Raw genomic sequence first — 26,398 nt, forward strand, 5'->3', positions numbered from 1 at the left:
TTCCTTGAGCAGAACCGATCCTCTCGCAGGACCCCGCGCCTATGCAGTGACACTCCCTTCAGCCCGCCGACCTGCACATCCTCGGGCCGGAGAATGGCTCACACGCCAATCCGTTGAGAAAACCTCAGTCCTGTTGTATGATACAAACCGGCGGTCCGTTTTTTGTGGTTGAGTCTGCAAACCCATCCTATCAAGAGGCGGACCGCCCCTCATTCAAACGCGCCGCGGAATCCGCTGTCGATCAACCCCGTGAATAACCCTCCTACTTCATCCAAGACCTGAGTTGGGTCAATTGCTTTAGTGCCTTGCGTCGCGCTGGTTGAGTGCATTCAGGATTTCCTGCGCCTCGGGGGTGAGCGCGGCTGGAAAGGTGCTGGTTACGCCGTTGATCTGGACGGTGGCCGACCGCAGCGGCTTGAGGGCGCGCAGCACGCGGCGCAGGGACAGGCCGGTGCGGTTCTGCACGGTCCGGGAGACCGCCAGTGCGGCGAACACGATCGTGAGGTGGGCCTCGATCGCGTCGCGGGTGCGAGCGAACAAAGGCCTGGCGGCGAGGTCGGTCTTGCTCATGCGGAAGGACTGCTCGACCTGCCACAGGTCGTGGTAGCTGCCGATCACCTCGGCCGCGGGCATGAGGCTGGCAGGGATGTTGGTGACGTAGCCCTTCAGCCCGACCAGTCGCTGCGCTCTGGCCAGCGCGGCCTCGTCGAGGGAGCGGGCGCCGTTGCTGGTCTTGACGAACCGGGGTGCGCGGGCGGCCCGCTCGCCGTCGACGACCTCCCGGGCCCGGGCCTCCTGGGCGGCGAGGGTCTTGCGGTCCCGGGCTGCGCGTGTGGCCGAGTAGGCCCACACCGCTCGCCACGAGCCCGTGTGCTCAGCGGGATCCCATACGGGTTCGGCCCGTCGGGCGGTGTCGTTCTCCCCGACCTTGCCGCCCTTACTGCGACCGGTTTTGGGGGTGATGGTGTCGATGATCTGGCCGTTGGTGAACGCGTCGCCGTGCCAGTGGAAGTGGGACTCCAGATCGATCGGCGCCCGGGTCACCCGCGACCCGACGACGAACCGCAACTGCGCCTCGTCCAAGGCCTTCAGATTCGCCGCGGAGAGCATCCCGGCGTCGGCGACGATCACCAGGTCGGCGATCCCATGTCGGGCTTGGAACGCGGTGATGATCGGGATCAAGGTGTGAGTCTCGGCCTTGTTGCCCTCGAAGCAGCCGATCTCCAGCGGAAAGCCCTGCCGGTCGACCAGCAGCCCGACCACGATCTGGGGGTCGACGCGGCGTTCCTTGGAGAACCCCACCTTCCGGAGGTCGTCCTCCTTCTTGGCCTCGAAGTACAGCGTCGTCACGTCGTAGAGGCACAAGCTCACATCCCCGCTGGCGCAGGCGTGGGCGTAGCAAGCCGCGGCGACCTGGTCGCGGTAGGCGCCGGTGTGCGCGCGACGCAGCGTGCGCTTGCGGGTCGACAGGCTCACCGACACCCGGCCCAGCTCGGCCAGTACCCGGTCGACATCGAGCAGCGAGGTGGGCTCGGCGATCCGGGCGATCACCAGGTCCCGGAACACGTCGTCACCGACGCGGTCCAGGCCCAGGCTGGCGTACACCCCGGCCAGCGCCTCGTACAGCAGCCCCGAGGACGTCTTCAGCACCCGCGCCGCAGGCACCACCGGCCTGCTGACCGGGCCATCGGCGGAGCCGCGGAACAGAGCCGGCGCGGCCGGCGGCGGCACCATCACGGTCTTCCGGACAGCCGGGGTGATGCCCAGGTCCAGCACCCCTTGAGCGTCGTCGACCAGCAGTCGCTGGGCCTGATCCATCAGCAGGCCCAGCTCGGCCTCATCCCGGGCCGAACCGACATGACGCACGATCCGCCGCCGGCCCCCGACGGACTCAGCGATCTGCACTGCGGTGGCCCCCGAAGCGGTGCGCACCCGCCGGACCAGGCCACCCACGCAACCCTACCGACCCCGATTAGTGCCTCAGCAGCACACTAAGCCTGCGCGAAGACGCAGGTCAGCGCGATCCGACATCGAAACGTCCTCCACCGTGACCCAACTCAGGAGGCGGACCGCCCCTCATTCAAACGCGCCGCGGAATCCGCTGTCGATCAACCCCGTGAATAACCCTCCTACTTCATCCAAGAGTTCGGACGAGCGGTCTGGAACCTGGCAGAAGGCCCCGACATCACCAAGGCAGATGCGTTGGCCGCTCGAGACCTGGTTGAGGCTGAACTCGACGAGAGCTTCTTCCGAGCTCGCGTACAGAGATCTTCTCCCGAAGAACTGCGATACATGCGCGCGATGGCCGAGCTCGGCCCCGAGGCTCAGAAGGCTTCCGAGGTCGCCGACGTACTCGGTCGCACGTCCGAGCAGGTCGCACCGCTACGGGCACGGCTCATCAGCAAGGGCTTGTTGTACACACCGAGGTACGGCTTCGCGAAGTTCACCGTCCCGCAGTTCGACCGCTTCATGCGCCGGTACATGACACTCGAGGAGGTGCCACCGGTATGAGCTCTATTCACGACTCCGAGGCCAGGAGTCCGGGGCACGCCACGCGCTTCCGTCAGCCGAACAGGTACTCCGCGACCGGGGCCCACGGGCCGCCGAGGTAGCGCCACAGGCCCAGCCCCCGCGCCGGCACCCGCTCGGGGGTGAACCCGGCGGCCAGCCGGTCGTGCAGCGCCCGGGCCATCGCGGGCTCGACCTTGTTCTGCACGGTGACGTGCGGCGCGTGCCGCTGGCGGTCCTGCCGGGTCAGCCAGGGATCCCAGGCCGCCGCCAGCCCGGCCCGCAGCGCGGTGAGCTCCGGCGAGTCGAGGGTGTAGGCCACCCCGCGGCCGAGCAGGCGCAGGCCGGTGACGGCGACGTCGAACGGCGGACGGCGGGCCGCCTCGGCCAGGTCGGCCGCGACGGCGTCCTCGTGCTCGCCGGGCAGCGCGTGGAACAGGGTGACGTGCGCGGCCAGGTGGTTGCGCTCGGCCGGGAAGTGCGCGGCGCGCAGCCGGTCGAACCGCTGCTGCGCCTCCTCGCCGAGCAGCAGGGTCACGACGAGCGGCTCAGCCGACGTCACCGATCAACCCGCTCCCGGCCCCTCCTGGCGTGCCCGAGCTTGTGAAGGGCTCGGGGAGGACGGCGGCCTCCCTGCAGTAAGAGGACCCCGTCCTCCTCACCCCTCGCAAGCTCGGGGCGAGCCTCGGAACGGGGCCGGGGGCAGGGAGGCCCTTCTTCAGACATGGGCGCGGGCCCCCTTGCCCAGGACGGTCACCCCGCCGGCGCTGACGTGGTAGCGCTCGCGGTCGGCGGAGAGGTCGACACCGATGCGCGCCCAGTCCGGGACGACGACGAACTTGTCGAGGATGGCCCGCCGCACGTAGGCACCCTCGCCGACGTGCACGCCGTCCATGAGCACGCTGTCCTCCACCCGGGCGCCGCGCTCGACGCGGACGCCGGGCGAGACGACGGAGTTGTGCACCGACCCGCCGCCGATGATCGCGCCGGCGCTGACCATCGACTCCTCCGCGCGGCCGCCGAGCACGAACTTCGCCGGCGGCTGTTGCGGCGGCAGGGTGAGGATCGGCCAGCGGTCGTTGTAGAGGTTGAACACCGGGGTGACCGACACCAGGTCCATGTGCGCGTCGAAGTAGGAGTCGATCGTCCCGACGTCCCGCCAGTAGCCGTGGTCGCGCTCGGTGGCGCCGGGGACGACGTTGGTGGAGAAGTCGTACACCCACGCCTGCCCGGCGTCGGACAGCATCGGCATGATCGAGCCGCCCATGTCGTGCGCGGACTCCTCGTCCTCGGCGTCCTCGCGCAGGGCCTCGAGCAGCGCGTCGGTGGTGAACACGTAGTTGCCCATGGAGGCGAAGCTCTCCTCGGGCGAGTCCGGCAGCCCCGGCGGGTCGGCCGGCTTCTCCAGGAAGCCGCGGACCCGCCCGTCGGCGTCGGAGTCGATGACGCCGAACCCGGTGGCCTCGTGCCGCGGCACCCGCAGGCCGGCGATGGTGACCCCGGCCCCGGTCTGCTGGTGCTGGTCGATCATCTGCGCGGGGTCCATCCGGTACACGTGGTCGGCGCCGAAGACGACGACGATGTCGGGCCGGGCGTCGTAGATGAGGTTGAGGCTCTGGAAGATCGCGTCGGCGCTGCCGGTGTACCAGCGCGGCCCGAGGCGCTGCTGCGCCGGCACCGGGGTGATGAAGTTGCCCAGCATCTGCGACAGCCGCCAGGTGGTGGTGATGTGCCGGTCGAGGCTGTGGCTCTTGTACTGGGTGAGGACGGCGACCTGCCGGATCTCGGCGTTGACCAGGTTGGACAGCACGAAGTCGATGAGCCGGTAGTTGCCGCCGAAGGGGACCGCCGGCTTGGCCCGGTCCTGCGTCAGGGGCGCCAGCCGTTTGCCCTCTCCACCGGCGAGGACGATGCCGAGGACCCGGGGACCACCACGCATGTGGCGCAACGTAGCGGGTGACGCGGATCACCGCCGCTCCGCGCGCTGCACGGCCCCGCCCCGAGCCTGCGAAGGGTGCGGAGGACGGTGGCCCCCCTGCAGGGTCCCGTCGCGAGCGTGCGAGCGGCGGGGGGCAGGGGGGTCCTTCTAGGGTGGGGGCCGTGCGCATCGGCATGGTGACGAGGGAGTGGCCGCCGGACGTCTACGGGGGCGCGGGTGTGCACGTCGAGCACCTCGCCGCGGCGCTGCGTGCGCTGCCGGACGGTCCCGAGCTCGACGTGCACTGCTTCGGCGGGCCGAGACCGGACGCGACCGGCCACGAGGTGCCCCCGGGGCTGGAGAAGGCCAACGGCGCGCTGCAGGCGCTCGGCGTCGACGTCGAGATCGCCGGGGCGCTGGCCGAGGTCGACCTGGTGCACAGCCACACCTGGTACGCCAACGCCGCGGGCCTGTTCGCCTCGCTGGTGCACGGCACGCCGCACGTGGTGACCGCGCACTCCCTCGAGCCGCGCCGGCCGTGGAAGGCCGACCAGCTCGGCGGGGGCTACCGGCTCTCCTCGTGGGTCGAGCGCACCGCCTACCTGGCCGCCGACGGGGTGATCGCGGTCAGCGCCGGCATGCGCGACGACGTGCTGGCCGTCTATCCCGAGCTGGACCCCGCGCGGTTGCACGTGGTCCACAACGGCGTCGACGCCGAGGCCTACCGCCCGGTGCCCGACCCCGGCACCGTGCGCTCCCTCGGGGTCGACCCCGACCGGCCCTACGCGCTGTTCGTCGGCCGGATCACCCGGCAGAAGGGCGTGACGCACCTGCTCGCCGCCGCCGAGCAGCTGCCCGCCGACGCCGGCCTGGTGCTGTGCGCCGGGGCCGCGGACACCCCGGCGGAGCGCCAGCAGGTCGCCGACGCGGTCGCCACGCTGCAGGCCCGGCGGGACGGCGTCGTCTGGATCGAGGCGATGCTGCCCCGCGAGCAGCTGGTCCCACTGATCACCGGCGCCACGGTGTTCGTCTGCCCGTCGGTGTACGAGCCGCTGGGCATCGTCAACCTGGAGGCCGCCGCCTGCGGCACCGCGGTCGTGGCCAGCGCCGTGGGCGGCATCCCCGAGGTGGTCGACGACGGCCGCACCGGGCTGCTCGTGCCCTACGACCCCGAGGACGCAGCCGCCTTCGAGGCCGGCCTGGCCGCGCGGATCGCCGAGCTGCTGGCCGATCCGCCGCGGGCGGAGGCGATGGGCGCGGCCGGCCGCGAGCGGGTGCTGGCCGAGTTCGGCTGGCCGGCGGTGGCGCAGCAGACGGTCGGGGTCTACTCCGCCGTCCTCGACGCGCGGAGCTGACCGCCGCCGCGGCTGGTACCGTCGCGCCGCCGGCCTGGTGCCGGCGGCGCTCGCGCAGCGAAGACCGGTGCGAACCCGGCGCTGTCCCGCAACTGTGATGGCCTCCCGGCCTCAGCCAGATCGCCTGCCCCGCGTCGTGTACCGACCCTCGCGGCAGGGGTCGCGCATCGGGGCCGGGCGCCCCTGGGCGGCCGCGTGCCGCCTCCCGGAAGGCTCCCCGTTGCTCCGCACCACCCCGCGCCGGCTCGCCCCGGTCGCGCTGCTGCCCCTGCTCGTCCTGTCCTCGTGCGGCGGGAGCGAGCCCCCCGCCGAGGGCGCCGCCACGACCGCCTCGGCCGACGGACACCCGGTCACCGTCACCGGCGACGACGGCGAGCTGACCCTCGACCAGCGGCCGGAGTCCATCGTGTCGATGTCGGCCTCGGCCACCGAGATGCTCTTCGCGATCGGCGCCGGCGGGCAGGTCGAGGCGGTGGACAGCACCTCGGACTTCCCGGCCGAGGCGCCGACCACCGACCTGTCGGCGTTCACCCCGAACGCCGAGGCGATCGCCGCCCGCTCCCCCGACCTGGTCGTCCTCAGCGACGACCTGAACGGCATCGTCGGCGCCCTGGACGCGCTCCAGGTGCCGACCCTGCTGCTCGGCGCGGCCGACACGCTCGACGAGAGCTACGCCCAGATCGAGACCCTGGGCGAGGCCACCGGGCACGCCGAGCAGGCCGCCGACGTGGTGGCCGGCATCCAGGACCGGATCGCCGCCGCGGTGGACTCCGTCCCGGACTCGGTGCAGGGCATGCGCGTCTACCACGAGATCGACCCGAGCTTCTACTCGGCGACCAGCGACACCTTCATCGGCGGCGTCTACGCGCTGTTCGGGCTGGAGAACATCGCCGACGGCGCCGCCGACCCCGCCGGGGGCTACCCGCAGCTGTCCGCCGAGTACGTCGTCGGCCGGGCGCCGGACCTGGTCGTGCTGGCCGACACGGTCTGCTGCGGCGAGAACGCCGCGACGCTGGCCGCGCGACCGGGCTTCGACACGGTGCCCGCGGTGCAGCAGGGCCGGGTGCTGGCCGTCGACGACGCCGTCGCCTCGCGGTGGGGGCCGCGGGTCGCCGACTTCGCCGAGTCCCTCGCGGCCGAGCTGCGGAGCTGAGCGGAGCGCGGACCCGTGACGGCTCCCGCGGGCACCCGACCCGTCGCCGCGGCACCGGCCCGGCACCGGCGCCGGACGGCGGTCGTCCTGTCCGGCGCCGCGGTGGCGCTGGTGCTGGCGGCGCTGGCCGGGGTCTGGGTGGGTGCCCTGCCGCTGCCGCCCGGAGCGGTGCTCGCCACGCTGCTCGACCGCGCGCTCGCCCCCCTCGGCGTGGACGTGCCCGGCGGGCTGGAGGGCACCGGCGCGGCGGTGCTGCTGCAGCTGCGGCTGCCGCGGGTGGTGCTGGCGGCGCTGGTCGGGGGCGGGCTGGCCGTCTCCGGCGCCGCCTACCAGGGGGTGTTCCGCAACCCGCTGGCCGACCCGTACCTGCTGGGGGCGGCCGCCGGTGCCGGGCTGGGCGCGACCCTGGTCATCGCGTACGCGCCCGGGACGTCGCTGGGCCCGGTCGGCGTCGTCCCGCTCGCGGCGTTCGCCGGGGCGCTGGCCGGCGTCGGCGCGGCGCTGGCCCTGGGCACCGCCGCCGGCGGGTCGTCCAGCGCGACGCTGCTGCTGGCCGGGGTCGCCGTCGCCTCGTTCCTGGCCGCCGCGCAGACCCTGGTCCAGCAGCAGGACAGCGACGACCTGCGCCAGGTCTACGGCTGGCTGCTCGGCCAGCTCGGCCGGGCGCGGTGGACCGACGTCGTCCTCGTGCTCCCCTACCTCGGCGCCGCGTGCCTGGTGCTGCTGCTGTGCGGCCGGGCGCTGGACGTGCTGGCGGTCGGCGACGACGAGGCCCGCTCCCTCGGCGTGCACCCGGGCCGGCTGCGGCTGCTGGTGGTGGCCGCGGCGTCGCTGGCCACCGCCGCGGCCGTGGCGGTCAGCGGGCTGATCGGCTTCGTCGGGCTGGTGGTGCCGCACGTCGTCCGGCGGCTGGTCGGCGGCTCGTACGCCCGGGTGCTGCCCGCGGCCCTGCTCGCCGGCGGCGCCTTCCTCGTGCTCGCCGACCTGGTGGCCCGGGTGGTGCTGGCCCCCGCCGAGCTGCCGATCGGCGTGGTGACCGCCTTCGTCGGTGCCCCGTTCTTCGCCGGGCTGCTGTGGTCGGGGAGGCGGCGGTGACCGGTGCCCGGGTGGAGGTCGTGGGGCTGGGCGCCGCCCACGGTCGCAGCCGCGTGCTCGACGACGTCCGGCTGACGGTGGCGCCCGGCGGGTGGACGGCGGTCATCGGGCCCAACGGCTCGGGCAAGACCACCCTGCTGCGCGCGGTGCTGGGCGCGCACCCGCACGAGGGGCTGGTCCGCGTCGACGGCGTCCCGACCGCGGACACGCCCCGGCGGGCGCGGGCCCGCCAGATGGCCTACGCCCCCCAGCGCCCGGTCGTGCCCGACGGCGTGACCACCGCCGAGTACGTGGGCCTGGGCCGCACCCCGCACCGGCCGCTGCTCGCCGCACCCCGCGCGGGCGACCGGCAGGTCGTGGCCGACGTGATAGCGCGGCTGGAGCTGACCGACCTGGCCGACCGGCTGGTGAGCACGCTCTCCGGCGGGGAGCAGCAGCGCGCGGTGCTGGCCCGGGCGCTGGCCCAGCAGCCGCGGGTGCTGCTGCTCGACGAGCCGACCGCCGCCCTCGACCTGGGACACGCCCAGCAGGTGCTCGACCTGGTCGACCGGCTGCGCCGGCAGGACGGGCTGACCGTGCTCAGCACGCTGCACGACCTGACCCTGGCCGGGCAGTACGCCGACCGGCTGGCCCTGCTCTCCCGGGGGCGGGTGGTCGCCGAGGGGCGGCCGGCGGAGGTCCTGACGCCGGCGGCGCTGGCCGGCCACTACGGCGCGCGGGCCGAGGTGGTGGCGGGCCCGCACGGCCCGGTCGTGGTCCCGCTCCGGGGGTCGGGGAGGCGATGCGGATCGGATCGATCCGTTTCCCCGGGTGGTGGCGGGGAAGGCGGATGATCGGGTCATGTCGATCGCCGCGCGTTTCCGGGCCGCGCTGGGCGACGTCGACGACGCCGACCTCGCCGGCCCCGAGCTGCTGCCGGTCCGGCTCTGCCGCGCCTGCGCGCGCACGCTGGGGGTCGACGGCGCCGGCATGAGCGTCCTCGACCGCGACGGACGGCGGATCCCGCTGGGTGCCAGCTCCGAGACGGCCGGCACGGCCGAGCGGCTGCAGTTCACCGCCGGCAGCGGCCCCTGCCAGTCGGCCCAGGAGAACCGCGAGCCGGTCTTCGCGACCTTCGCCGACCTGCAGCGCCGGTGGCCGGCGTTCGCCGGTCTCCTGGCCGAGCACACGCCCTACCGCGCCGTGGTCGCCCTCCCCATCGGCGAGACGCTGACCGGGCCGGGCGCCCTCGACCTGTTCTTCGTCGACGACGCCACCGTGACCGACCTCGACGTCTTCGAGGCCATGGCCGTCGGCGGCCTGGTCACCTCGGTGCTCGGGGAGGCCGCGGTGTGGGCGCCGTGGTCCCCGCAGGGCGGCCCGGCCTGGCTGCACGGCCCGGCGGCGCGGCGCCGCGCGACGGTCTGGACGGCGATGGGTCGGCTCGCCATGGCGCTGGACACCGACGGCCTCATCGCGCTGGACCTGCTGCGCGGCGCGGCGTGGACGGCCGACCGCTCCGTCGACGACCTGGCCGAGGACGTGGTCGCCGGCCGGCTCGACCCGGCCGCCCTCCGGCCGCGGGAGGACGGCCCGTAGCGCCGGAGCCGGTCGGCGTCGACCGCGTCCGGGCGCCCCGGTCGCCGTGCCGCAGGGCCCCCGTCGAGGTGCACGGCGTCGAGGTGCACGGCGTCGAGGTGCACGAACTCGTGGCCTTGAGCGCCTGACGACCATGACTGGTGCGTCTCGGCGCATCCCGGGAGCCCACCGGTACGCGACCTGCACCAGGTGGACCTCGACTGGCACCCGTGGGCGAGGAGCTGCTGTGGCAGCTGGTCGCCGCGCGCGCCCCGTGGCTGCGGGTGCGGTACGCCTTCTTGAGCAAGGACCCCGTCCTCCCCAGCCCTCGCAGGCTCGGGCCGGTACCCGGGGCGGTGCCCGTCAGCCGGTCTGCCCGGTGTCGGCGTGCGCGGCACCCACCGGCTTGGACTCCGGTGAGCCGCGCTGGCGCAGGTAGACGGCGAAGATCGCCATGGAGCCGACGGCGAGCATCTCCGACTGCCAGTTCTGGAAGGTGCGGTTCCAGAAGTCGGCCTCGCCGAGGTAGCCGACCCAGCTGACCGGATCCTCCAGGGCGGCGAGCTGCTCGGCGTTGAACGCCGCCCAACCGGCGACCGAGGAGGCCGCCCAGGTCAGCAGGAACAGCGCTCCCATGAGCAGGCCGAGGGAGCGGGAGAACAGCGCCGTCCGCCAGCCGCCGGCGCGGGCCCACGTCGGGGAGTGCTCGTCGGCGTGCGGGCCGACGTGCTGGTCCTCGTCGGACTCCCGGCCCTCCTTGCCCGGCTCCTTGGACTCCGACGACCCGCGCTGCACGAGCCAGACGGTCGCGAAGATGTAGAGGAAGAACTGCAGGTACTCCGACTGCCAGTTCTCCATCACGTCCACCCCGAACGACGACGAGGTGACGTAGTCGAGGAAGGACACCGGCTCCAGGCCGTCGGCGACCTGCTGGTGGTTGACGTAGGCGGTCCCGGAGATCGCCTGGCCGAGGAGGAAGACGAGGAACAGCCCGCCGAACACGAGGCCGAGGCTGTTGTCCCGGAGGAAGCTCCGCCGCTCGCTCACCGGCCCATCCACCCCAGGGCCACGACGTACCCGACCCCCAGCAGGATCACCACCAGGTAGCCCACGAACACTGCACGGACGTCCTTCACGGCCCCTCCACCTGACAGTCGTAGGGCGCTTCCCGCCGCGCCTGGCACGCGGCGGCGGCGACCCGCCACCCGGCGTCGGTCCGGGTGAGGAAGACGGTGTCGTCGGTCATCCGGACCTGGGCCTCGTCACCCCAGACCTCCACCGCCCGGACCGCCCCGCCGCCGAGCGGCAGCCGGCCGATCGCATCGGTGCAGGGCATCGACTCGTCGGACTCGAGCGCGGCCCGCGTGGCGGGGGTGAGCAGCGCACACCGGGCTGCGGGGTCCCCCGCCGGGTCCTCGAAGGCCAGGGCCACCTGTCCGACGTCACCCTCCGCGAGGCGCGCGCAGCCGGCCAGCAACCCGGCCAGGGCCAACCCCGCGGCGGTCAGGCACCTCCTCGTCGTCGAGGTCGCCACCCGAGCCTCCCGTCCTCCCCCTCCGTCGTCCCGGCCCTGCGGGCTGGGCCCGACCGCCTACCCGAGCCGGACGACCCGGCAAACGGTGCCCACCCGCCCGGGGGAACCGGCGGTGCCGACGGCCCGGCCCGGCCTCGTACCGTGGCGGCATGGCGCGGGTGGCGGTGGTCGGCGCGGGCCTCGGCGGGCTGGCGGCCGCGGCCCGGCTGGTCTCGCTGGGCCATGCGGTCACCGTGCTGGAACAGGCTCCGGCGGTCGGCGGCAAGCTGGGCTGGTACGTCCGCGACGGGCACGGCTTCGACACCGGCCCGAGCCTGGTGACCCTCCCGCAGGTGTACCGCGACCTGTTCGCCGCGACCGGCGCCCGGCTGGAGGACGCCGTCGACCTGGTGCGCCTCGACCCCGCGGTCGCCTACCGCTTCGCCGACGGGACGCCGCTGCTCGTGCCGGGCACCCGCCAGGAGGTCCCGGACGCCGTCGACGCGGCCCTCGGCCCGGGCACCGGCGCCCAGTGGGCGGCCCTGCTGGCCCGCGCCGGCGCGATGTGGCGGGTCACCGAGCAGCCGTTCCTGCGCTCGCCGCTGGCCGGCGCGGCCACCCTGGCCCGGCTGGCCCGCAGCGCCTCCGACGTCGCCACGGTCGCCCCCTGGCGCACGCTGCGCGGCCTGGGCGCCGAGCACCTGCGGCACCCGGCGCTGCGCACCCTGCTCGACCGCTACGCCACCTACTCCGGATCCGATCCGCGGCGGGCACCGGCGGTGCTGGCCACCGTCCCGTACGTCGAGCAGGAGTACGGCTCCTGGTACGTGCGCGGCGGACTGCGCCGGCTGGCCGAGGCGGTGGCGGCGCGGGCGGTCGAGCGCGGCGCCGTCGTCCGCACCGGGGCTCTGGTGGAGCGGGTGCTGGTCGAGGGCGGGCGGGCGGCCGGCGTGCGCCTGGCCGACGGCGAGGTGCTGGGGGCCGACGTCGTGGTCTCCGGCGCGGACGCCGCGGCCCTCTACGCCGACCTGCTCCCCTCCTCGCGCGCGACCGGTCGGGTGCGCCGCGACCTCGCCCGCAGCACGCCGTCGCTGTCGGGGTTCGTGCTGCTGCTGGCGCTGCGCGGCCGCACGCCGGGGCTGGCGCACCACACCGTGCTCTTCCCGGAGGACTACGACGCCGAGTTCGACGCGGTCTTCGGCGTCGGTCGGCACCGCGGCGCGCCGCGGCCGGTGGCCGACCCGACGGTGTACGTCAGCGCGCCCGATGACCCGGCCACCCGCCCGGACGGTGCCGACGAGTCGTGGTTCGTGCTGGTCAACGCGCCGCGACACCGTGCAGGGCACGACCCGGCCGGCGGCGTCGACTGGGACGCCCCCGGGCTGGCCGACCGCTACGCGCAGCAGGTGCTCGAGGTGATGGCCCGCCGCGGGCTCGACGTCCGCGACCGGCTGCGCTGGTGCGTCGTCCGGACCCCGGCCGACCTGGCGCGCGAGACCCGCAGCGTCGGCGGCTCGATCTACGGGACGTCGAGCAACGGCGCCCGCGCGGCGTTCCTCCGCCCGGGCAACGCCTCCCCCGTCCCGGGGCTGTTCCTCGTCGGAGGCTCGGCGCACCCCGGCGGCGGGCTGCCGCTGGTGGCGCTGTCGGCGCAGATCGTCGCCGGGTTGGTGGGCCCGGCCTGAGGCCCCGAGCTGCGAGACTCGGCGGTGTGCAGGTCGGATACCTGGGGCCGCTGGAGGTCGGCGACGACGGGCGCACCGTCGCGGTGCCGGGTGCCCGGCTGCAGCAGCTGCTGGTCGCGCTGGCCCTCGACCCGGGCCGGTGGGTCCCGGCCGGCGCCCTCGCCGACGCGGTGTGGGGTGCCGAGCAGCCGGCCGACCCGGTCAACAGCCTGCAGTCGCTGGTCTCCCGGCTGCGCCGCGCGCTCGGTCGGCCGGAGCTGGTCGAGCAGTCCGCCGCGGGTTACCGGCTGGGAGTCGCACCCGACGACGTGGACGCCGTCCGGTTCACCCGGCTGGTCGCAGAGGGCCGGCGGCTGCTGGCCGGCGGGGAGAGCCGCGCCGCCGCTGCGGCGCTCGACGCGGCCCTGGCGCTGTGGCGCGGCGAGCCGCTGCCCGGCGACGACTCCCCCGAGGCGGCCGGGCGGCGGGCGGCGCTGAGCGACCTGCGGCTGGCCGCGCTGTGCGACCGGGCCGCGCTGGCCGTGCGCGACGGGCGGGCGGCCGAGGTGGTGCCCCAGCTGGAGGAGCTGGCCGCGGCCTCCCCGCTGCGCGAGGACCTCGCCGGCGCGCTGGTCGACGCGCTCGCCGCCGCGGGACGGCCGGCCGCGGCGCTGGCCGCCTACGAGCGGGTGCGCGCGGCGCTGGCCGACTCGCTCGGCGCCGACCCGTCGCCGGAGCTGCGCGCCCGGCACCTGCGGCTCCTGCGCCAGGGCGACCGCCCGGCGGAGGTGCCGACGAACCTGCGGGCGGCGGTGACCAGCTTCGTCGGGCGCGAGGACGCCGTCCGCACGGTGCAGGAACGGCTGGCCGCCTCCCGGCTGGTGACGGTCGTCGGCGCCGGCGGCTCGGGCAAGACCCGGCTGGCCGGCGAGGTCGCGTCCCGGGTCGTCGCGGCGCAGACCCCGGCGGCACCCGACGGCGTCTGGCTGGTCGAGCTCGCCCCGGTCACCGAACCCACCGCCGTCGCGCAGGTGGTCCTCGACAGCCTGGGCGGACGGGGCATCGTCATCCCCGACCCGGTGGGTGAGTACCAGCGCCGCGAGGCACGCGAGCGGCTGCTGGAGCGGCTGCGCACCGCGACCTGCCTGCTCGTCGTCGACAACTGCGAGCACCTGGTCGACGCCGTGGCCGAGGTGGTCGCCGAGGTCCTCGGCCGGTGCCCGGGCGTGCGCGTGCTGGCCACCAGCCGCGAGCCGCTGGCCATCGAGGGCGAGACCCTCTTCCCGCTGGGCCCGCTGGCCGTCCCGGCCGAGGGGGCCCCGCCCGCAGAGGCGGCGGCCAACCCGGCGGTGCGGCTGCTGCTGGACCGGGCGCGGGCCGTCGGCGCCGACGTCGAGCCGGACACCGCCGCGGTCGAGATCGTCCGCCGGCTGGACGGCCTGCCCCTGGCGATCGAGCTGGCGGCGGCCCGGCTGCGGGTGCTCTCCTCCGCCGAGGTCGCCGAACGGCTGGCCGACCGCTTCCGGCTGCTGACCGGGGGACGGCGGACCGCGACCCCGCGGCACCGGACGCTGCGGGCGGTCGTCGAGTGGAGCTGGGGCCTGCTGACCCCGCTCGAGCGCGAGGTCGCCGAGCACTTCTCGGTGTTCGCCTCGGGCGCTCCCGAGGCGGCGGTGGCCGCGGTCGCGCCCAGCCGGCGGGAGGGCGCGGCGGCCGAGGAGCTGGCCGACGTCCTGCACGCGCTGGTCGACAAGTCGCTGCTGACCGCGACCCGGACGGCGGAGGGCACTCGCTTCCGCATGCTGGAGACGCTGCGCGAGTACGGCGCCGAGCGGCTGGCCGAGCTGGGGTTGGTCACCGCGGCCCGCGCCGCGCACGCCCGCTGGTTCACCGAGCTGGTGCGCGTCCAGGACGAGCGCCTGCGCACCGCCGAGCAGCTCGACGCGCTGCGGGTGCTCGACACCGAGCGGGACGACGTCCTCGCGGCGCTGCGGTTCCTCGGTGACACCGGGGACGCGGCGGGCGCCGTCGACCTCGCCGTCCACCTGGGCTGGTACTGGCTGCTGCGGGAGAGCGGGCAGGAGGCCACCCGCTGGACGGCGTTCGCCCTGGCGGTGCCCGGCGCGCAGCAGACTCCGCACGCCGTGCTGGCCGAGGCCCTGCAGACGCTGCTCGGCTTCGCCGTCGGCAGGGACACGGTGGACGTCCGCTGCACGAAGCGGGAGTTCGCCGAGCTGTCCGAGCGGCTGACCGCCGCGGAGGACGCACACCCCGCGGCGAAGGTGGTGCGGCCGCTGATGCTGTTCATGGGCGGGGAGCGGGAGACGGCCGATGCCGTGCTCGAGGAGGTCCTGGACGACCCGGACCCGTGGGTGCGGGCGACGGCCCGGCTGGCCCGGCTGATGTACGCGGAGAACGACGGGGACGTCGACCGCGTGCGCCGCGAGGGCGACGAGGGCGTGCGCGAGTGGGAGGCCCTCGGCGACCGGTGGGGGCTGGCCACGCTGCTGTCCTCGCGGGGGCAGGTGCGCACCGTGGACGGCGACCTCGTCGGCGCCGCGGAGGACTACGAGCGCGCCCAGGACTGCATCCGGCAGCTCGGCGGCGGCTCGAACGACCACGTGCTCGTCACCATGCGGCTGGCCGACCTGCGGCTGCGGGCCGGGGACACCGCCGGCGCCCGGCGCCACCTGGCGGCGATGCGCGCACAGCGCTCCCTGGGCGGCGCGGGGGAGCTGCTGCACGACGTGCTCGTCGCGATCACCGAGGGGGCGATCGCCGTCATCGAGGAGGACGACGCCGGGGTCGCCAGGGCCTGCGCGGTGCTGGACGAGCTGCTCCGCGCGCTGGGCGAGCCGTCGATGCTCAGCGCGCACAGCGGCGCGATCGGCCACGCGTCGGCGGCTGCGCTGGCGCTGCGCCTGGGCCGCGACGCCGAGGCGGCCGAGCACGTCCGCGAGGGGTACGCGCAGGCGCTGGTCACCAGCGACCGGCCGATCCTCGCCGCGGTCGGGATGTCGGTGGCGAACTGGGCGCGGGCGCTGGGCCGGCACCGCGACGCCGCCGTCGTCCTCGGCGCGACCACCCGGCTGCGCGGCACCGAGGACGCGACCAACCCGATCGTCGTCGAGCTCGTCACCTCGCTGCGGGAGGAGCTCGGCGACGAGTACGGCGTCGCCTACGCCGAGGGCCGGGCCCTCGACCCCGACGCGGCGACCGCGCGGATCGACCCGGCGGTGCTCACGTCGCCGTAACGGGCATGGGAAGCGATACCGGCGTCCCGGGTGCCCGGGACGCCGGTATCGCTTCCCATGCCTCGATCGGTCGGCTGGCAGGTCCCGGCGCCGGGAGCGGTGCTGCTCCCCGCGCCCAGCCCCCGTCCCGACCGCCTCCCGGGTACCGCCCCGAGCTTGGGGATGGGGAGGAGGCGGTCCTCCTACCGGGCCTGCGAGGCGTGGGGGGAGGGGTGGTCCTCTCTCAGGCGCGGCGGCGGTAGGCCCGCACCGCCAGCGGGGCGAAGACCACCAGCAGGCCGGCCATCCACACCAGCGTCCAGACGAGGTTGCCCGCCACCGGACCGCCGAGCATGAGCCCGCGGACGGCGCTCACCAGGTGGCTGATCGGGTTCACGTCCACGAACGCCTGCAACCAGCCGGGCATCGTCTCGGTCGCGACGAACGTGTTGCTGCCGAACGACAACGGCAGGATCAGCAGGAACATGATCCCCTGCACGGCGCCGGCGGTCCGGGCGATCATCCCGACGTAGACCGAGATCCAGCCGAAGCAGAGCGCGAAGCCCATCGACAGGACGAGCGAGGCGAGGATGCCGAGCCACCCGTTGGTCGCGTCGAAGCCCATCAGGGTGCCGACGACCATGATCACCACGAACAGGATCAGGTAGCGCACCAGGTCCGCCATGACCGCGCCGACCAGTGGCGCCGACCGACCGATGGGCAGCGACCGGAACCGGTCGAAGACGCCCTTCTCGATGTCGGCGTTGAGGTTCTGCCCCAGCGAGACGCTGGCCATCGCGATGGTCTGCCCCAGCAGGCCGGGCAGGAGGAACTGCAGGTAGGCCTGCTGCGAGCCGCCGGCGATGGCGCCGCCGAACACGTAGGTGAACAGCCCCAGGAAGACGACCGGTTGCAGCGTGACGTCGATCAGCGCCTCGGGCGTGCGCCAGGTCTTGATCAGGCTGCGCCGGGCCAGGACCTGCGCCTGCCGCCAGAGGCTGCTCGTCGTCGGGGTGCCGCGGTCGGCCAGGGGGACCTGCCGGCCGGTGCCGGCGGGAACGGTGGTGGTCATGCCGCCTCCTCGGTGGTGTCGCTGGTGGGCCGGCCGGTGAGGGTCAGGAAGACCTCGTCCAGGCTCGGCAGGTGCAGGGACAGCTCGCTGACGGCGATGCCGGTGACCTGGAGCCGGCCGACCAGCTCGGGCAGCAGCGAGTCGTCGTCCACGCGGCAGGTGAGCTCGCCGCGGCTGAGTTCGGGCACGCAGCGGGTGAGGTCGACGAGGATCCGCCGCACCTCCTGCGTCCGGCCCGGGTCGACGGGGCGGACCCGCAGCCGCTGGCCGCCGATGTGGTGCTTGAGCCCGTCGGGGGTGTTGTGGGCGATGACCCGGCCGGAGTCGATGACGGTGATCTCGTCGGCCAGGGCGTCGGCCTCCTCCAGGTACTGCGTGGTGAGCAGCACGGTCGCGCCCTCGGCCACGATCCGGCGGACGACGTCCCACATCTCCTCGCGCTTGGCCGGGTCCAGGCCGGTGGTCGGCTCGTCGAGGAAGATCACCGACGGCCGGCCCACCAGGCTGACCGCCAGGTCGAGGCGGCGGCGCATGCCGCCGCTGTAGGTCTTGGCCACCCGGCCGGCGGCCTCGGTGAGGTCGAACCACTCGAGCAGCTCGGCCGCCCGCGTCCGCGCCTGCGCGGTGCGCAGGCCGAGCAGCTGGCCGATCAGCAGCAGGTTCTGGGTGCCGGTGAGGTCCTCGTCGACCGAGGCGTACTGGCCGGTGAGGCCGATCCGGGCGCGCACCTCGGCCGGCTGGCGCAGCACGTCGAAGCCGGCGACGCGGGCGCTGCCCGAGTCCGGCTGCAGCAGGGTGGCGAGCACCCGGACGGCGGTGGTCTTGCCCGCGCCGTTGGGCCCGAGCACGCCCAGCACCGTGCCCTCGGGGGCGGCCAGGTCGACCCCGGCCAGCGCCTGCGTCTCGCCGAACCGCTTGGTGAGGCCCGCGGCCTCGATCCCGTAGGTCATGGATCTCTCCCTCCGTGTCGCTGCCGACGATGGGGGGAGGCGCCCACGCGATCCGCACACGTCGCTGACAGGCGCGCGGAGGTCGTGTCAGTGCACGTCAGCGATGTGCGGCGGCGGTGCGTGATGGCCGGGGCGGAGCCGCTCCCGGCCACGCGCCGAAGGTGTACCGTTGGTGTATGAGTCGGTCGCGCACCAACATCGAGCTGGAGGACGACCTCGTCCAGCTGATCATGGAGCGGCACGGCGTCCGCACGAAGACCGAGGCGGTGCACCTCGCCCTGCGCCACCTGGCCGGTCAGCCGATGACCCGCGAGCAGGCCCTCGCCATGCGCGGCGCGCGGGCCCTCGGCACGGCACCGGCCGATGCCGGTCCGGTCGACGCCGGGTGATCCTGGCCGACACCTCGGCGTGGGTGGAGTACGACCGGGCCACGGGCAGTCCTGTGGACCGGCGACTCACCGAGCTGATCGCCACCGACGGGCTGCTGGCCGTCACCGAACCCGTGCTGATGGAGGTCTGCGCGGGCGCCCGTGACGAGCGGCGAGCCGAGCAGCTGCGCCAGCTCCTCCTCCGCACCCACCTGCTGCCGGTCGACCCGGCTGCGGACTTCGAGGCGGCCGCACTGGTGTACCGCCGCTGCCGACGTGCCGGCGTGACGCCGCGCGGCATGGTGGACTGCCTGATCGCGGCCGTGGCCCGGCGGACCTCGGCGGTGCTCCTCGCCCAGGACGCCGACCTCGATCGGGTCGCCCGGGTGGTCGGCATCGCGGTGGACGACGCCTCCCTGCGAGCCTGAGCCCACACGGGTGGCCGGCTCAGGAGCACCGGCCCGATCCGCTCACCCCCGGGCGGCGCCGTAGCCGAGCAGCGCGGCCAGGCCGAGGGCGCTGCGCGGCGCGTAGGCGCCCCGCCACAGGCCGCCGTGCGCCGCGGCGCAGGCCTCGTCCTGCCACGGCTGCTGGTGCGCCGGGCCGCCGCCGGTGTGCAGGTCGTGCACGAGCAGCGCGGCCATCAGCACGTTGGACGTCGCCGGCTCGAACACCTCGACGCCGAACCGGTGCGCCCCGGCGTAGGCCGCGGCCAGCGCGCGGTTCTTGACCACCGAGCGGGTGCGGGTCGGCGGCGCGACGTTCATCGACACCGTCGTCCCACCGGCCCGGGCGACCGTCGCCCGCCACCGCTGCAACCGCTTGGCCAGCGCGTAGTTGGGGCCCTGCTGGGCGACCAGGCTGTCGGCGATGCCGGGATCGCTGCCGGGCACGTACGCCCGCTGCAGCAGCCGGCCGGCCGAGAGCGTCCGCAGCGGCCGGCCGAGCAGCTTGGCCGTCCGCGAGCGGCCGGCGTAGGCCCGCACCGACTGCTCGACCGCGTCCGCCGGGACGGCGAAGACGTCGGTCGGGGTGGCGAGGAACCCCAGCGCCAGGTCGTCGCGGGCCGCGGCCAGCCGGACGGTGAGCGCGTCGACCGCCGTCGACACCCGCACGTTGGTCGCGCCGTCGGCGTAGACGTAGTTGCCCAGCACCGCCCGCCCGGGCAGGGCGGCGACCCAGTCGGCGACGGCCGGCACCTCGGTGATCAGGTCCGCGCCGGCCCGAGCCGGATCGGACCCATCGTCCGGCGCCACCGGCACCAGGAGCGTCCCGGCGCCGCGTCGGGCGGTCTCGGCCACCCGCTGCCACAGCGCCGGGCGGGGCAGGTCGACGCCGGCCACCCGGGCGCCCCAGCGCAGCAGCGCGGTCAGCGGACCCATCTCCGCGCCCGCCCCGAGCACCACCACGGTGGTGCCGGGCAGGGCGAGCCACTCGGGGTGCGCGGCGACGGTGCGCACCGCCTCGGCGCACGAGGGCTCCACGACCCCGGCCGCCACCCACGCGTCGAGGCGGCGCAGCAGCGTCTCGCCGCGCAGCCGCTCGCCGTGGTAGGGCACCGACAGCTCCCGCTCGGGCTCGGCGGTGCCGGTCACCTCGGCGGTGGCCAGGGCGCGCCCGGCCGGAGCGCGGAGCAGGTCGTCCAGGCCGGCCTCCACGCCGTCCGGCCCGGCGACCCGCATCCGCCGGTGCAGCGCGACCAGGCCGGCGTCGGCGATCGCCAGGGCCGCCTCACGCGAGGCCAGCCCCGCCTCGACCAGCCGGCGGACGTGGGTGAGGTAGCCGGCCCGCCAGTTGGTCTCTCGCTCGGCGGCCGCGGCTCCGGTCGGGTCGACCGGGCGCAGCGCGTCGGCGACGACCGCCCGGCCCAGCGCCGCGGTGCTGCGCCGACCGTCCGGACCGGCGGGGAAGACGACCCCGAGGTCGGCCATCAGTCGGCGACCGTCGGCGGATTCGGCCCCGTCCCGGGCACCTGGCCCCCTGCAGGGGCCCGCCACGAGCCTGCGAGTGGCGGGGGGCAGGGGGTCCTTCTCCGAGGGGTCTGGAGGCCTCGGTGCAGGGTCCCACCGCGAGCTCGCGAGTGCTGGGGGGCAGCGAGGTCCTTCCACGGCGCGCCGGCCTCCAGCCAGCGCAGCAGCGTGCGGGCGCCGAAGCCGGTGCCGCCCTTGACCACCTCGGCGTCGTCCGACCCGGCGCGGGCCGGCCCGGCGACGTCGAGGTGCGCCCAGGGCAGGTCCCCGGCGAAGGGCCGCAGGAACAGCGCGGCGGTCGTCCCGCCCGGGTTGCCCGGCGCGTTGTTGGCGTCGGCGACGGCGGACTCGAGCAGGTCGGCGTGCTCCTCGGCCAGCGGCATCCGCCACACCGGCTCCCCGGCGTGTGCGGCGGCGGTGCTCAGCGCGTCGGCCAGCCCGTCGGTGGTCGCGTACAGCCCGGCGGTGCGGGTGCCGAGCGCGACCTTCATCGCACCGGTCAGCGTGGCGACGTCGACCAGCACCGTGGCGCCCAGCTCGAGCCGGGCCCACGCCAGCCCGTCGGCGAGCACCATGCGGCCCTCGGCGTCGGTGTTGAGCACCTCCGTCGTCCGCCCGCCGACGTGCCGGACGACGTCGGCCGGCCGGTAGGACGAGCCCGAGACGGCGTTCTCCGCGGCCGGGACGACGGCGGTGACGGCGACCGGCAGCTCCAGCCGGGCCGCGGCGTCGAGCGCGGCGAGCACGGCGGCCCCGCCGGCCATGTCGGTCTTCATCTCGCGCATGCCGGCGGTCGGTTTGATCGAGATGCCGCCGGTGTCGAAGGTGATGCCCTTGCCGACCAGCACGGGGTGGGCGGCGCCGGCCCCCGGCGGACGGTAGGTCGCGGCGACCACCCGCGGCGGGCTGGCCGAGCCGCCGCCCACGGCGAGCACGCCGCCGAAGCCCCCGGCCCGCAGCTCGTCGGGCCCGAGCACGGTGACGGTCACGGACGGCAGCCGGCCCAGGCGCTCGACGGCCCGGTCGGCCAGCCAGGCCGGGTCCTTGGTGTTGCTGGGCGTGTTGACCAGGTCGCGGGCCCAGGCGACCGCCTCGCCGGCGACCTCCCCCGCCCGCGCGGCGGCCGCGACCGCCGGGTCCTCGCCGTCGGCGGCGACGACCGTGACCGTGGCCAGCCGCGGCGGGTGGGGCGTGGAGGTCTCCCGGAACCGGTAGCCGGCCAGCAGGGCGGCCTCGACGGCGGCGCGGACCTCCTCGGCGCCGGCCGGGGCGGCCGGGTCGTCGAGCGGCAGCACCAGCCGGCGGGCGCCGTGCTCGGCGAGGGCCTGCGCGCGGCGGACGGCGGCGCCGACGTAGCCGCGCAGGTCGGGCAGCGTGGCGTCCCCGACCCCGACGGCGAGCACGGTGCGCGGCCGGCGGCCGGGCACCGGCAGGTCCCTGACGGTGCCCGGCCGGCCGGTGTTGCCCGTGTCGGCGAGCACGCCGGCGAGCAGCCCGGCGTCGACCGGGGCGCTCGGGCCGGGAAGCCACGCGGGCAGCGCCGCGCCGGTGCCGACGGGGACGGCCAGGACGTCGTCCTCGCCCAGCGCCGGGAGGGTGGCCAGGACCTCGACCCGCGGCAACGGCGCGGCCCCGGTCGCCGGCGTGCTGCCGGCGACCGGGGCCGTGTCGTCCTGCGCGGGGCTGCCCGGGGGCAGGTGCGCTGGGGTGTTCAGCTGGTCGCGCCCTTCAGTGCCTCGGAGAGGGCCGCGGCCTCGTCGGGCGACAGCTCGACGACCAGACGGCCGCCGCCTTCGAGCGGTACGCGCATGACCAGGCCGCGCCCCTCCTTGGTGACCTCCAGGGGACCTTCACCCGTGCGCGGCTTCATGGCCGCCATGCGTGCCTCCTTCACCGGCCACCCGCGGCCGGCCGGCTGCGGTGTGGCGTCCGTCGATGCTGTGAGCTCCCCCCATGATCCCGTATCCGGGCTCGGGAGACCAACCCGAGGGAAGGGCCCCCTTGCTCCCCACCACTCGCAAGCTCGCGGCGGGGCCCTGCAAGGGGGCCGTTCCAGTTCGTCACCCGGCTCGGGGCGGCGCCCGGACGGGGCCACCTCACGGGGGCCGTTTCACGGGGCGGCGCGGAAACAGGCGGCCACGTGGTCGTCGACCATCCCGGTCGCCTGCATGAGGGCGTAGGCGGTGGTGGGGCCCACGAAGACGAAGCCGCGGCCCTTGAGCTCGCGGGCCATCGCGGTGGACTCGGGGCTGGTGGCCGGGACGTCGGCGAGGGAGGCCGGCCGGGGCCGCGGGCCGGTGGGGGCGAACGACCACAGCAGCGCCGAGAGCCCCCCGGGCACCTGCTGCGCGGCGCGGGCGTTGCCGATCGCCGCCCGGATCTTGGCCCGGTTGCGGACGATCCCCGCGGCGGCCAGCAGCCGCGCCTCGTCGTCCTCGGTGAACCGCGCCACCGCGTCGATGGAGAAGCCGGCGAACGCGGCCCGGAAGGCCGGGCGCTTGCGCAGGACGGTGATCCAGGACAGCCCCGACTGGAACGCCTCGAGGCAGAGCCGCTCGTACAACGCGTCGTCGCCGTGCAGCGGGGTGCCCCACTCCTCGTCGTGGTAGGCGACGTACTCGGGGGCGCTGTCCCCCCATGCGCACCTGACCAGCCCGGCACGTCCGACCAGCTCGGCACGGCGGGCGCGGTCCACGCCCGGACGCTAGCGCGCAGCGCCGACGGTCCCGGTCAGGGGACGGCGGCGTCGACGTCGGGACGCTCGGCGCGGGCGGGGCTGCGCCGGGTGGCGAGCACGCAGCCGAGCACGACGAGCGGCAGCCCGAGGGCCAGGCCGAGGGTGAACGGCTCGTCGAGCAGCAGCACGCCCAGCAGCACCGCGACGGCCGGGTTGAGGAAGGTGATGACCAGCGCCCGCTGCGGGCCGACCTCGCGGATGAGCGCGAAGAACAGCGCCAGCGCGACGGCCGTGCACAGCACGCCGAGGGTCGCCAGGGCCAGCAGCGCCCGTCCGGGGGCCCGTGCCGCCTCGTCCAGCCGGGGGACGGCGAACGGGGCGTAGACCACCGCGGTGACGCTCAGCGCGATCGCGCTGGCGGCCACCCCGGGCACGTCGGGCAGGGCCCGGGTGACGACGAGCGGGGCGGTGGCGTACCCGACGACGACCAGCGCGACGGCCAGCAGGGGCAGCGGCCCGACCCCGTCGACGTCCAGGCCGAGGAGGACGGCGATGCCGACCACGCCCAGCCCCATGCCGAGCAGCCGCACCCGGGTCAGCCGCTCCTCCTCACCGGCCAGCCGGGCGGCCAGCGCGGCGACGAACGGCACGGCGGCGACCAGCAGACCGGTGAGCGAGCTCGACAGCGACTGCTCGGCGTAGGCCAGCAGCAGCCACGGGGCGGTCATCTCCAGCACGGTGAACAGCAGCAGCGCCCGCCAGTGCCGCAACGCCGGGCGCAGCTGGCCGCGGGCGACGGTCCACGGCAGCAGGAGCGCCGCGCCCAGGACGCACCGGCCGAAGACGACGACCACCGGAGGCATCGCACCGACGGCCACCTTGACCAGCAGGTACGGGACGCCCCAGATGACCGCCATCGCGAGGAACAGCGCCCAGCCCCGCCGGCTCACCGCTCCTCACCCGCTGCGCTGCACGACCTCACGGCCGCCATCCTGCTCGAGGCGTCCGACGCCCTACGGTGGTCCCGTGGCGCAGTACGGGACGTTCGTCGTCTTCGCCGCGGTGCTGGTCCTCGTCCCGGGTCCGGACTTCGCCGTGGTCGTGAGGAACACGCTGGCGGGTGGCCCGCGCCGCGGTGCGTGGAGCGCCGTCGGCGTGACGACCTCCAACGCCGTGCAGGGCGCGGCGGCCGCCGCCGGCCTGGCCGCACTCGTCGTCCGCATCGAGCCCCTGTTCCAGACGATCCGCTGGCTGGGCATCGCCTACCTGGCGTGGCTGGGGGCGCAGGCCCTGCGGTCCGCCGTCCGCGGGGAGTACCGGGCGCCGTCGGTCGGCGACACGGCGCCCGGTCAGGCGATCGTCGGCTGGCGACAGGGGTTCCTGTCCAACGTCACCAACCCCAAGGTGCTCGCGTTCTACCTCGCGGTGCTGCCGCAGTTCCTGGGGCCGGGCGCGCCGGTGCCGGTGCTGCTGGCCTACGCCCTCACCCACGCCGTCCTGTCGCTGGCCTACCTGCTGGCACTCGTCGCCGGGCTGGACCGGGTACGGGTGGTGCTGGCCCGCCGGCCGGTCCGCCGGGCGCTGGACGCGCTGACCGGCTGCGCGTTGCTGGGTTTCGGCGCCCGGCTGGCGGCCGAGCGGGCCTGACCGGGCCGGGTTCCCGGGCCTGGCAGCGGGCACCGCCCGACCGTGACCGAGGCGCAGCGGTGGCGGTGGTGCTGCGGCGGCGCTGGTACGTCAGCCGCGCCGCCGTCCGCGCCGCCGAGCGGGTCAGCGCCACAGCTCCGGCAGCGGCAGGGTGAAGCCGGGCAGCACGTCCTCGCCGTCGAGCGCGTCCTGACCGCGCCGCACGCCGGCCCCCTCCGGCCGGTACACGGTGACCGTGCGGTTCTCCGGGTCGACCACCCAGACCAGCCGTGCGCCGGCGTCCAGCCAGGCCAGTGCCTCGCCCGTCACCTCGGCGGCGCGGTCGGTCGGGCCGACCACCTCGGCGACCAGGTCCGGAGCGAGCGGGAGGAACCCGGGGACCTCGGCGTCGGCCACGCGGTCGGCGCGGACGAAGGCGACGTCGGGCGCGCGCACCGTGTCGGGGTCGCGGCGCAGCCGGAAGCCGGTCTCGGCGGCATACAGCCGTCCGAGTCGCTGCTGCTCGACGAACACACCCACCCGGAGCAGCAGCCTCGCGGCGACCGAGCCGTGCCTCGCCCCCGCCGGCGCCATCGTGCGCAGGACCCCCTCCACCAGCTCGTGCCGCAGACCGTCGTCGGGCAGCTCGAGCAGCTGCTCGGCGGTCATCGACGCGGCCTGTGCAGCCGGCGCGGTCGTCATGACGACACCCTACGGCCGGTGAGGCCCGGCCGTACCGGGAGTGGGTCGCCCTCCCCGACGGCGAGCCGGGCACCGACCTGCCGCTGGCCCGCGAGGCGCTGGAGTTCGCCCGCTCGCAGGGCCGCTGAGCAGCCGCTCAGCCCGGATGGCGCGCGGCGAAGGCGGCGAACCGGCGCAGCGAGCGCCGCACCCCGGCGACGACGGCCGGCTCGGCCACCGGCCAGCCGAGCCGGCCGAGCAGGCCGAGCAGGCCGAAGGGCAGCTCCAGCCGCTCGGTCCACACCAGGGTCGCGCCGGCGCCCCTCGGGACGACCTCGAAGATCCCCGGCCCGCGCACGACCCGGCCGGTGTGCTGGACGACGACGCGGCGCGGCGGGTCCCACTCGGTGATGACCATCGTGTCCAGGACGCCGAGGTGCCGGCCGCCCCGCCACGGCAGCCCGGTGCGCGCGGCGAGCCGGCCACCGACCGCGTGCGGGTCGCCGCCGACCACCTCCACGTCGGTCGCCAGCATCCACTCGCCCTGGCGGGTCCAGTCGGTGAGCGCGGCCCACACCCGCTCCGGCGGGGCGTCGACGTCCACGGTCTCCACCAGCTCACGCACCGGCGTCCTCCCCTCCCCCGGCGGACCCGGCGTCGTCCGGGCCCCTCGTCCGCCGCGCGGCACCGGCCTCGGCCAGCCGGGAGCGCAGCGTGGTGATCTGGCCGTCGCGCTCCTCCAACGCGTGCGCCAGCTGCTCGAGCAGCCAGTCCACCTCGGTCATCCGGTAGCCCCGGACGGTCACCGAGATGCGCAGCCCGCGCAGGTCGTCCGCGGTGACCGGCCGGCCGTCGGGCAGCGCGACCGGCGAGCGGTCGGGGTCCGCCGGCGGCTGCGTCTCGCCCCGCCCCAGCATCAGCGAGGCCCCGAGGAACAGCAGCCCCCCGACCACCAGGACGATGACGAGGAAGACGACGGCCGAGAGCACCTCAGGCGACCCCCTCGGCCCGACTCCGCGCCCCGGTGCGCTCCCCGCTCGTTCCTCGCCGCGGTGCTC

At 75.6% G+C, this 26,398-nt stretch carries 26 protein-coding genes and 1 riboswitch; of the genes, 11 read left to right on the forward strand and 15 right to left on the reverse strand.

Annotated elements, in window-relative coordinates:
- Positions 1-297: 297 nt before the first annotated feature.
- Positions 298-1,944 (reverse strand): IS1634 family transposase, encoded by a 1,647-nt coding sequence (locus tag DQ238_RS09820; RefSeq protein ID WP_113781247.1) that lies wholly within the window; start codon positions 1,942-1,944, stop codon positions 298-300.
- Between the two features lie 357 nt (positions 1,945-2,301).
- On the opposite strand from DQ238_RS09820, the gene DQ238_RS23145 reads away from it, so the two are divergent.
- Positions 2,302-2,511 carry a hypothetical protein gene (locus tag DQ238_RS23145; RefSeq protein WP_199506244.1) on the forward strand — a complete coding sequence of 70 codons (210 nt, stop codon included), beginning with the start codon at positions 2,302-2,304 and terminating at the stop codon, positions 2,509-2,511.
- A gap of 52 nt (positions 2,512-2,563) precedes the next feature.
- Here the strand turns inward: DQ238_RS23145 and DQ238_RS09830 are convergent, their stop codons facing one another.
- Positions 2,564-3,070: a 2'-5' RNA ligase family protein gene (locus tag DQ238_RS09830; RefSeq protein ID WP_113781121.1), complete on the reverse strand. Its 507-nt coding sequence runs from the start codon at positions 3,068-3,070 to the stop codon at positions 2,564-2,566.
- Between the two features lie 156 nt (positions 3,071-3,226).
- Positions 3,227-4,447 carry a glucose-1-phosphate adenylyltransferase gene (gene glgC / locus DQ238_RS09840; protein WP_113781122.1) on the reverse strand — a complete coding sequence of 407 codons (1,221 nt, stop codon included), beginning with the start codon at positions 4,445-4,447 and terminating at the stop codon, positions 3,227-3,229.
- 161 nt (positions 4,448-4,608) lie between these two features.
- Here glgC and glgA point away from each other — a divergent pair, with 161 nt between their 5' ends.
- From glgA to DQ238_RS09865, 5 genes are all read left to right on the forward strand, one after another.
- Positions 4,609-5,781 carry a glycogen synthase gene (gene glgA, locus DQ238_RS09845; protein ID WP_113781248.1) on the forward strand — a complete coding sequence of 391 codons (1,173 nt, stop codon included), beginning with the start codon at positions 4,609-4,611 and terminating at the stop codon, positions 5,779-5,781.
- Between the two features lie 62 nt (positions 5,782-5,843).
- A riboswitch (cobalamin riboswitch) is annotated at positions 5,844-5,901 on the forward strand.
- A gap of 100 nt (positions 5,902-6,001) precedes the next feature.
- On the forward strand, positions 6,002-6,934 hold the full coding sequence (locus DQ238_RS09850; protein ID WP_233495859.1) for an ABC transporter substrate-binding protein: 933 nt from the start codon (positions 6,002-6,004) through the stop codon (positions 6,932-6,934).
- Positions 6,935-6,949: 15 nt separating this feature from the next.
- Positions 6,950-8,029, forward strand: coding sequence for an iron ABC transporter permease (locus DQ238_RS09855; protein WP_233495860.1), 1,080 nt, complete (start codon positions 6,950-6,952; stop codon positions 8,027-8,029).
- Complete coding sequence (locus DQ238_RS09860; protein ID WP_113781251.1) at positions 8,026-8,862, forward strand: ABC transporter ATP-binding protein; 837 nt, start codon at positions 8,026-8,028, stop codon at positions 8,860-8,862. Before DQ238_RS09855 ends, DQ238_RS09860 begins: the two co-directional genes overlap by 4 nt.
- 7 nt (positions 8,863-8,869) lie before the next feature.
- On the forward strand, positions 8,870-9,607 hold the full coding sequence (locus tag DQ238_RS09865; protein WP_113781123.1) for a GAF domain-containing protein: 738 nt from the start codon (positions 8,870-8,872) through the stop codon (positions 9,605-9,607).
- A 342-nt stretch (positions 9,608-9,949) separates the two neighbouring features.
- On the opposite strand, the gene DQ238_RS09870 is transcribed toward DQ238_RS09865, so the two are convergent.
- Together DQ238_RS09870 and DQ238_RS09875 are read right to left on the reverse strand one after the other, a co-directional pair.
- Positions 9,950-10,633, reverse strand: a complete 684-nt coding sequence (locus tag DQ238_RS09870; protein WP_113781124.1) for a DUF6766 family protein — start codon at positions 10,631-10,633, stop codon at positions 9,950-9,952.
- Positions 10,634-10,718: 85 nt separating this feature from the next.
- Complete coding sequence (locus tag DQ238_RS09875; RefSeq protein ID WP_147263041.1) at positions 10,719-11,120, reverse strand: hypothetical protein; 402 nt, start codon at positions 11,118-11,120, stop codon at positions 10,719-10,721.
- 149 nt (positions 11,121-11,269) lie between these two features.
- Between DQ238_RS09875 and DQ238_RS09880 the strand changes: the two genes are divergently transcribed.
- Positions 11,270-12,784 (forward strand): NAD(P)/FAD-dependent oxidoreductase, encoded by a 1,515-nt coding sequence (locus DQ238_RS09880; RefSeq protein WP_113781126.1) that lies wholly within the window; start codon positions 11,270-11,272, stop codon positions 12,782-12,784.
- Between the two features lie 26 nt (positions 12,785-12,810).
- The gene (locus DQ238_RS09885; RefSeq protein WP_158550753.1) at positions 12,811-16,017 is read left to right on the forward strand and encodes a BTAD domain-containing putative transcriptional regulator; all 3,207 of its coding nucleotides are present in this window, start codon (positions 12,811-12,813) and stop codon (positions 16,015-16,017) included.
- Positions 16,018-16,240: 223 nt separating this feature from the next.
- On the opposite strand, the gene DQ238_RS09890 is transcribed toward DQ238_RS09885, so the two are convergent.
- Positions 16,241-17,068, reverse strand: coding sequence for an ABC transporter permease (locus DQ238_RS09890; protein ID WP_113781128.1), 828 nt, complete (start codon positions 17,066-17,068; stop codon positions 16,241-16,243).
- Positions 17,065-18,018, reverse strand: coding sequence for an ATP-binding cassette domain-containing protein (locus DQ238_RS09895; protein WP_113781129.1), 954 nt, complete (start codon positions 18,016-18,018; stop codon positions 17,065-17,067). Before DQ238_RS09895 ends, DQ238_RS09890 begins: the two co-directional genes overlap by 4 nt.
- 176 nt (positions 18,019-18,194) lie before the next feature.
- On the opposite strand from DQ238_RS09895, the gene DQ238_RS09900 reads away from it, so the two are divergent.
- Together DQ238_RS09900 and DQ238_RS09905 are read left to right on the forward strand one after the other, a co-directional pair.
- Positions 18,195-18,407 carry a type II toxin-antitoxin system VapB family antitoxin gene (locus tag DQ238_RS09900; protein ID WP_113781130.1) on the forward strand — a complete coding sequence of 71 codons (213 nt, stop codon included), beginning with the start codon at positions 18,195-18,197 and terminating at the stop codon, positions 18,405-18,407.
- Entirely contained in the window at positions 18,404-18,814 is a 411-nt protein-coding gene (locus DQ238_RS09905; protein ID WP_113781131.1) for a PIN domain nuclease, read from the forward strand. The genes DQ238_RS09900 and DQ238_RS09905 overlap by 4 nt, the downstream gene beginning before the upstream one ends.
- A 42-nt stretch (positions 18,815-18,856) precedes the next feature.
- Here the strand turns inward: DQ238_RS09905 and DQ238_RS09910 are convergent, their stop codons facing one another.
- From DQ238_RS09910 to DQ238_RS09930, 5 genes are all read right to left on the reverse strand, one after another.
- Positions 18,857-20,317: a hypothetical protein gene (locus tag DQ238_RS09910; RefSeq protein ID WP_113781132.1), complete on the reverse strand. Its 1,461-nt coding sequence runs from the start codon at positions 20,315-20,317 to the stop codon at positions 18,857-18,859.
- Positions 20,317-21,978 (reverse strand): M17 family metallopeptidase, encoded by a 1,662-nt coding sequence (locus DQ238_RS09915; protein ID WP_233495861.1) that lies wholly within the window; start codon positions 21,976-21,978, stop codon positions 20,317-20,319. Before DQ238_RS09915 ends, DQ238_RS09910 begins: the two co-directional genes overlap by 1 nt.
- Before the next feature lie 89 nt (positions 21,979-22,067).
- Entirely contained in the window at positions 22,068-22,235 is a 168-nt protein-coding gene (locus DQ238_RS09920) for a DUF3117 domain-containing protein (protein ID WP_012947303.1), read from the reverse strand.
- Between the two features lie 231 nt (positions 22,236-22,466).
- Positions 22,467-23,051, reverse strand: a complete 585-nt coding sequence (locus tag DQ238_RS09925; RefSeq protein ID WP_113781133.1) for a DNA-3-methyladenine glycosylase I — start codon at positions 23,049-23,051, stop codon at positions 22,467-22,469.
- Between the two features lie 35 nt (positions 23,052-23,086).
- Entirely contained in the window at positions 23,087-23,983 is an 897-nt protein-coding gene (locus DQ238_RS09930) for a DMT family transporter (RefSeq protein ID WP_113781134.1), read from the reverse strand.
- Between the two features lie 76 nt (positions 23,984-24,059).
- Between DQ238_RS09930 and DQ238_RS09935 the strand changes: the two genes are divergently transcribed.
- On the forward strand, positions 24,060-24,680 hold the full coding sequence (locus DQ238_RS09935) for a LysE family translocator (RefSeq protein ID WP_233495862.1): 621 nt from the start codon (positions 24,060-24,062) through the stop codon (positions 24,678-24,680).
- 123 nt (positions 24,681-24,803) lie between these two features.
- Here DQ238_RS09935 and DQ238_RS09940 read toward each other — a convergent pair whose 3' ends face one another.
- From DQ238_RS09940 to DQ238_RS09950, 3 genes are all read right to left on the reverse strand, one after another.
- Complete coding sequence (locus DQ238_RS09940; RefSeq protein ID WP_113781136.1) at positions 24,804-25,361, reverse strand: Uma2 family endonuclease; 558 nt, start codon at positions 25,359-25,361, stop codon at positions 24,804-24,806.
- Between the two features lie 136 nt (positions 25,362-25,497).
- Positions 25,498-25,965 (reverse strand): SRPBCC family protein, encoded by a 468-nt coding sequence (locus tag DQ238_RS09945; RefSeq protein WP_113781137.1) that lies wholly within the window; start codon positions 25,963-25,965, stop codon positions 25,498-25,500.
- On the reverse strand, positions 25,958-26,329 hold the full coding sequence (locus tag DQ238_RS09950; protein ID WP_233495863.1) for a DivIVA domain-containing protein: 372 nt from the start codon (positions 26,327-26,329) through the stop codon (positions 25,958-25,960). Before DQ238_RS09950 ends, DQ238_RS09945 begins: the two co-directional genes overlap by 8 nt.
- Positions 26,330-26,398 lie beyond the last annotated feature (69 nt).

The organism is Geodermatophilus sp. TF02-6, from assembly GCF_003319115.1.
Lineage (GTDB): Bacteria > Actinomycetota > Actinomycetes > Mycobacteriales > Geodermatophilaceae > Geodermatophilus.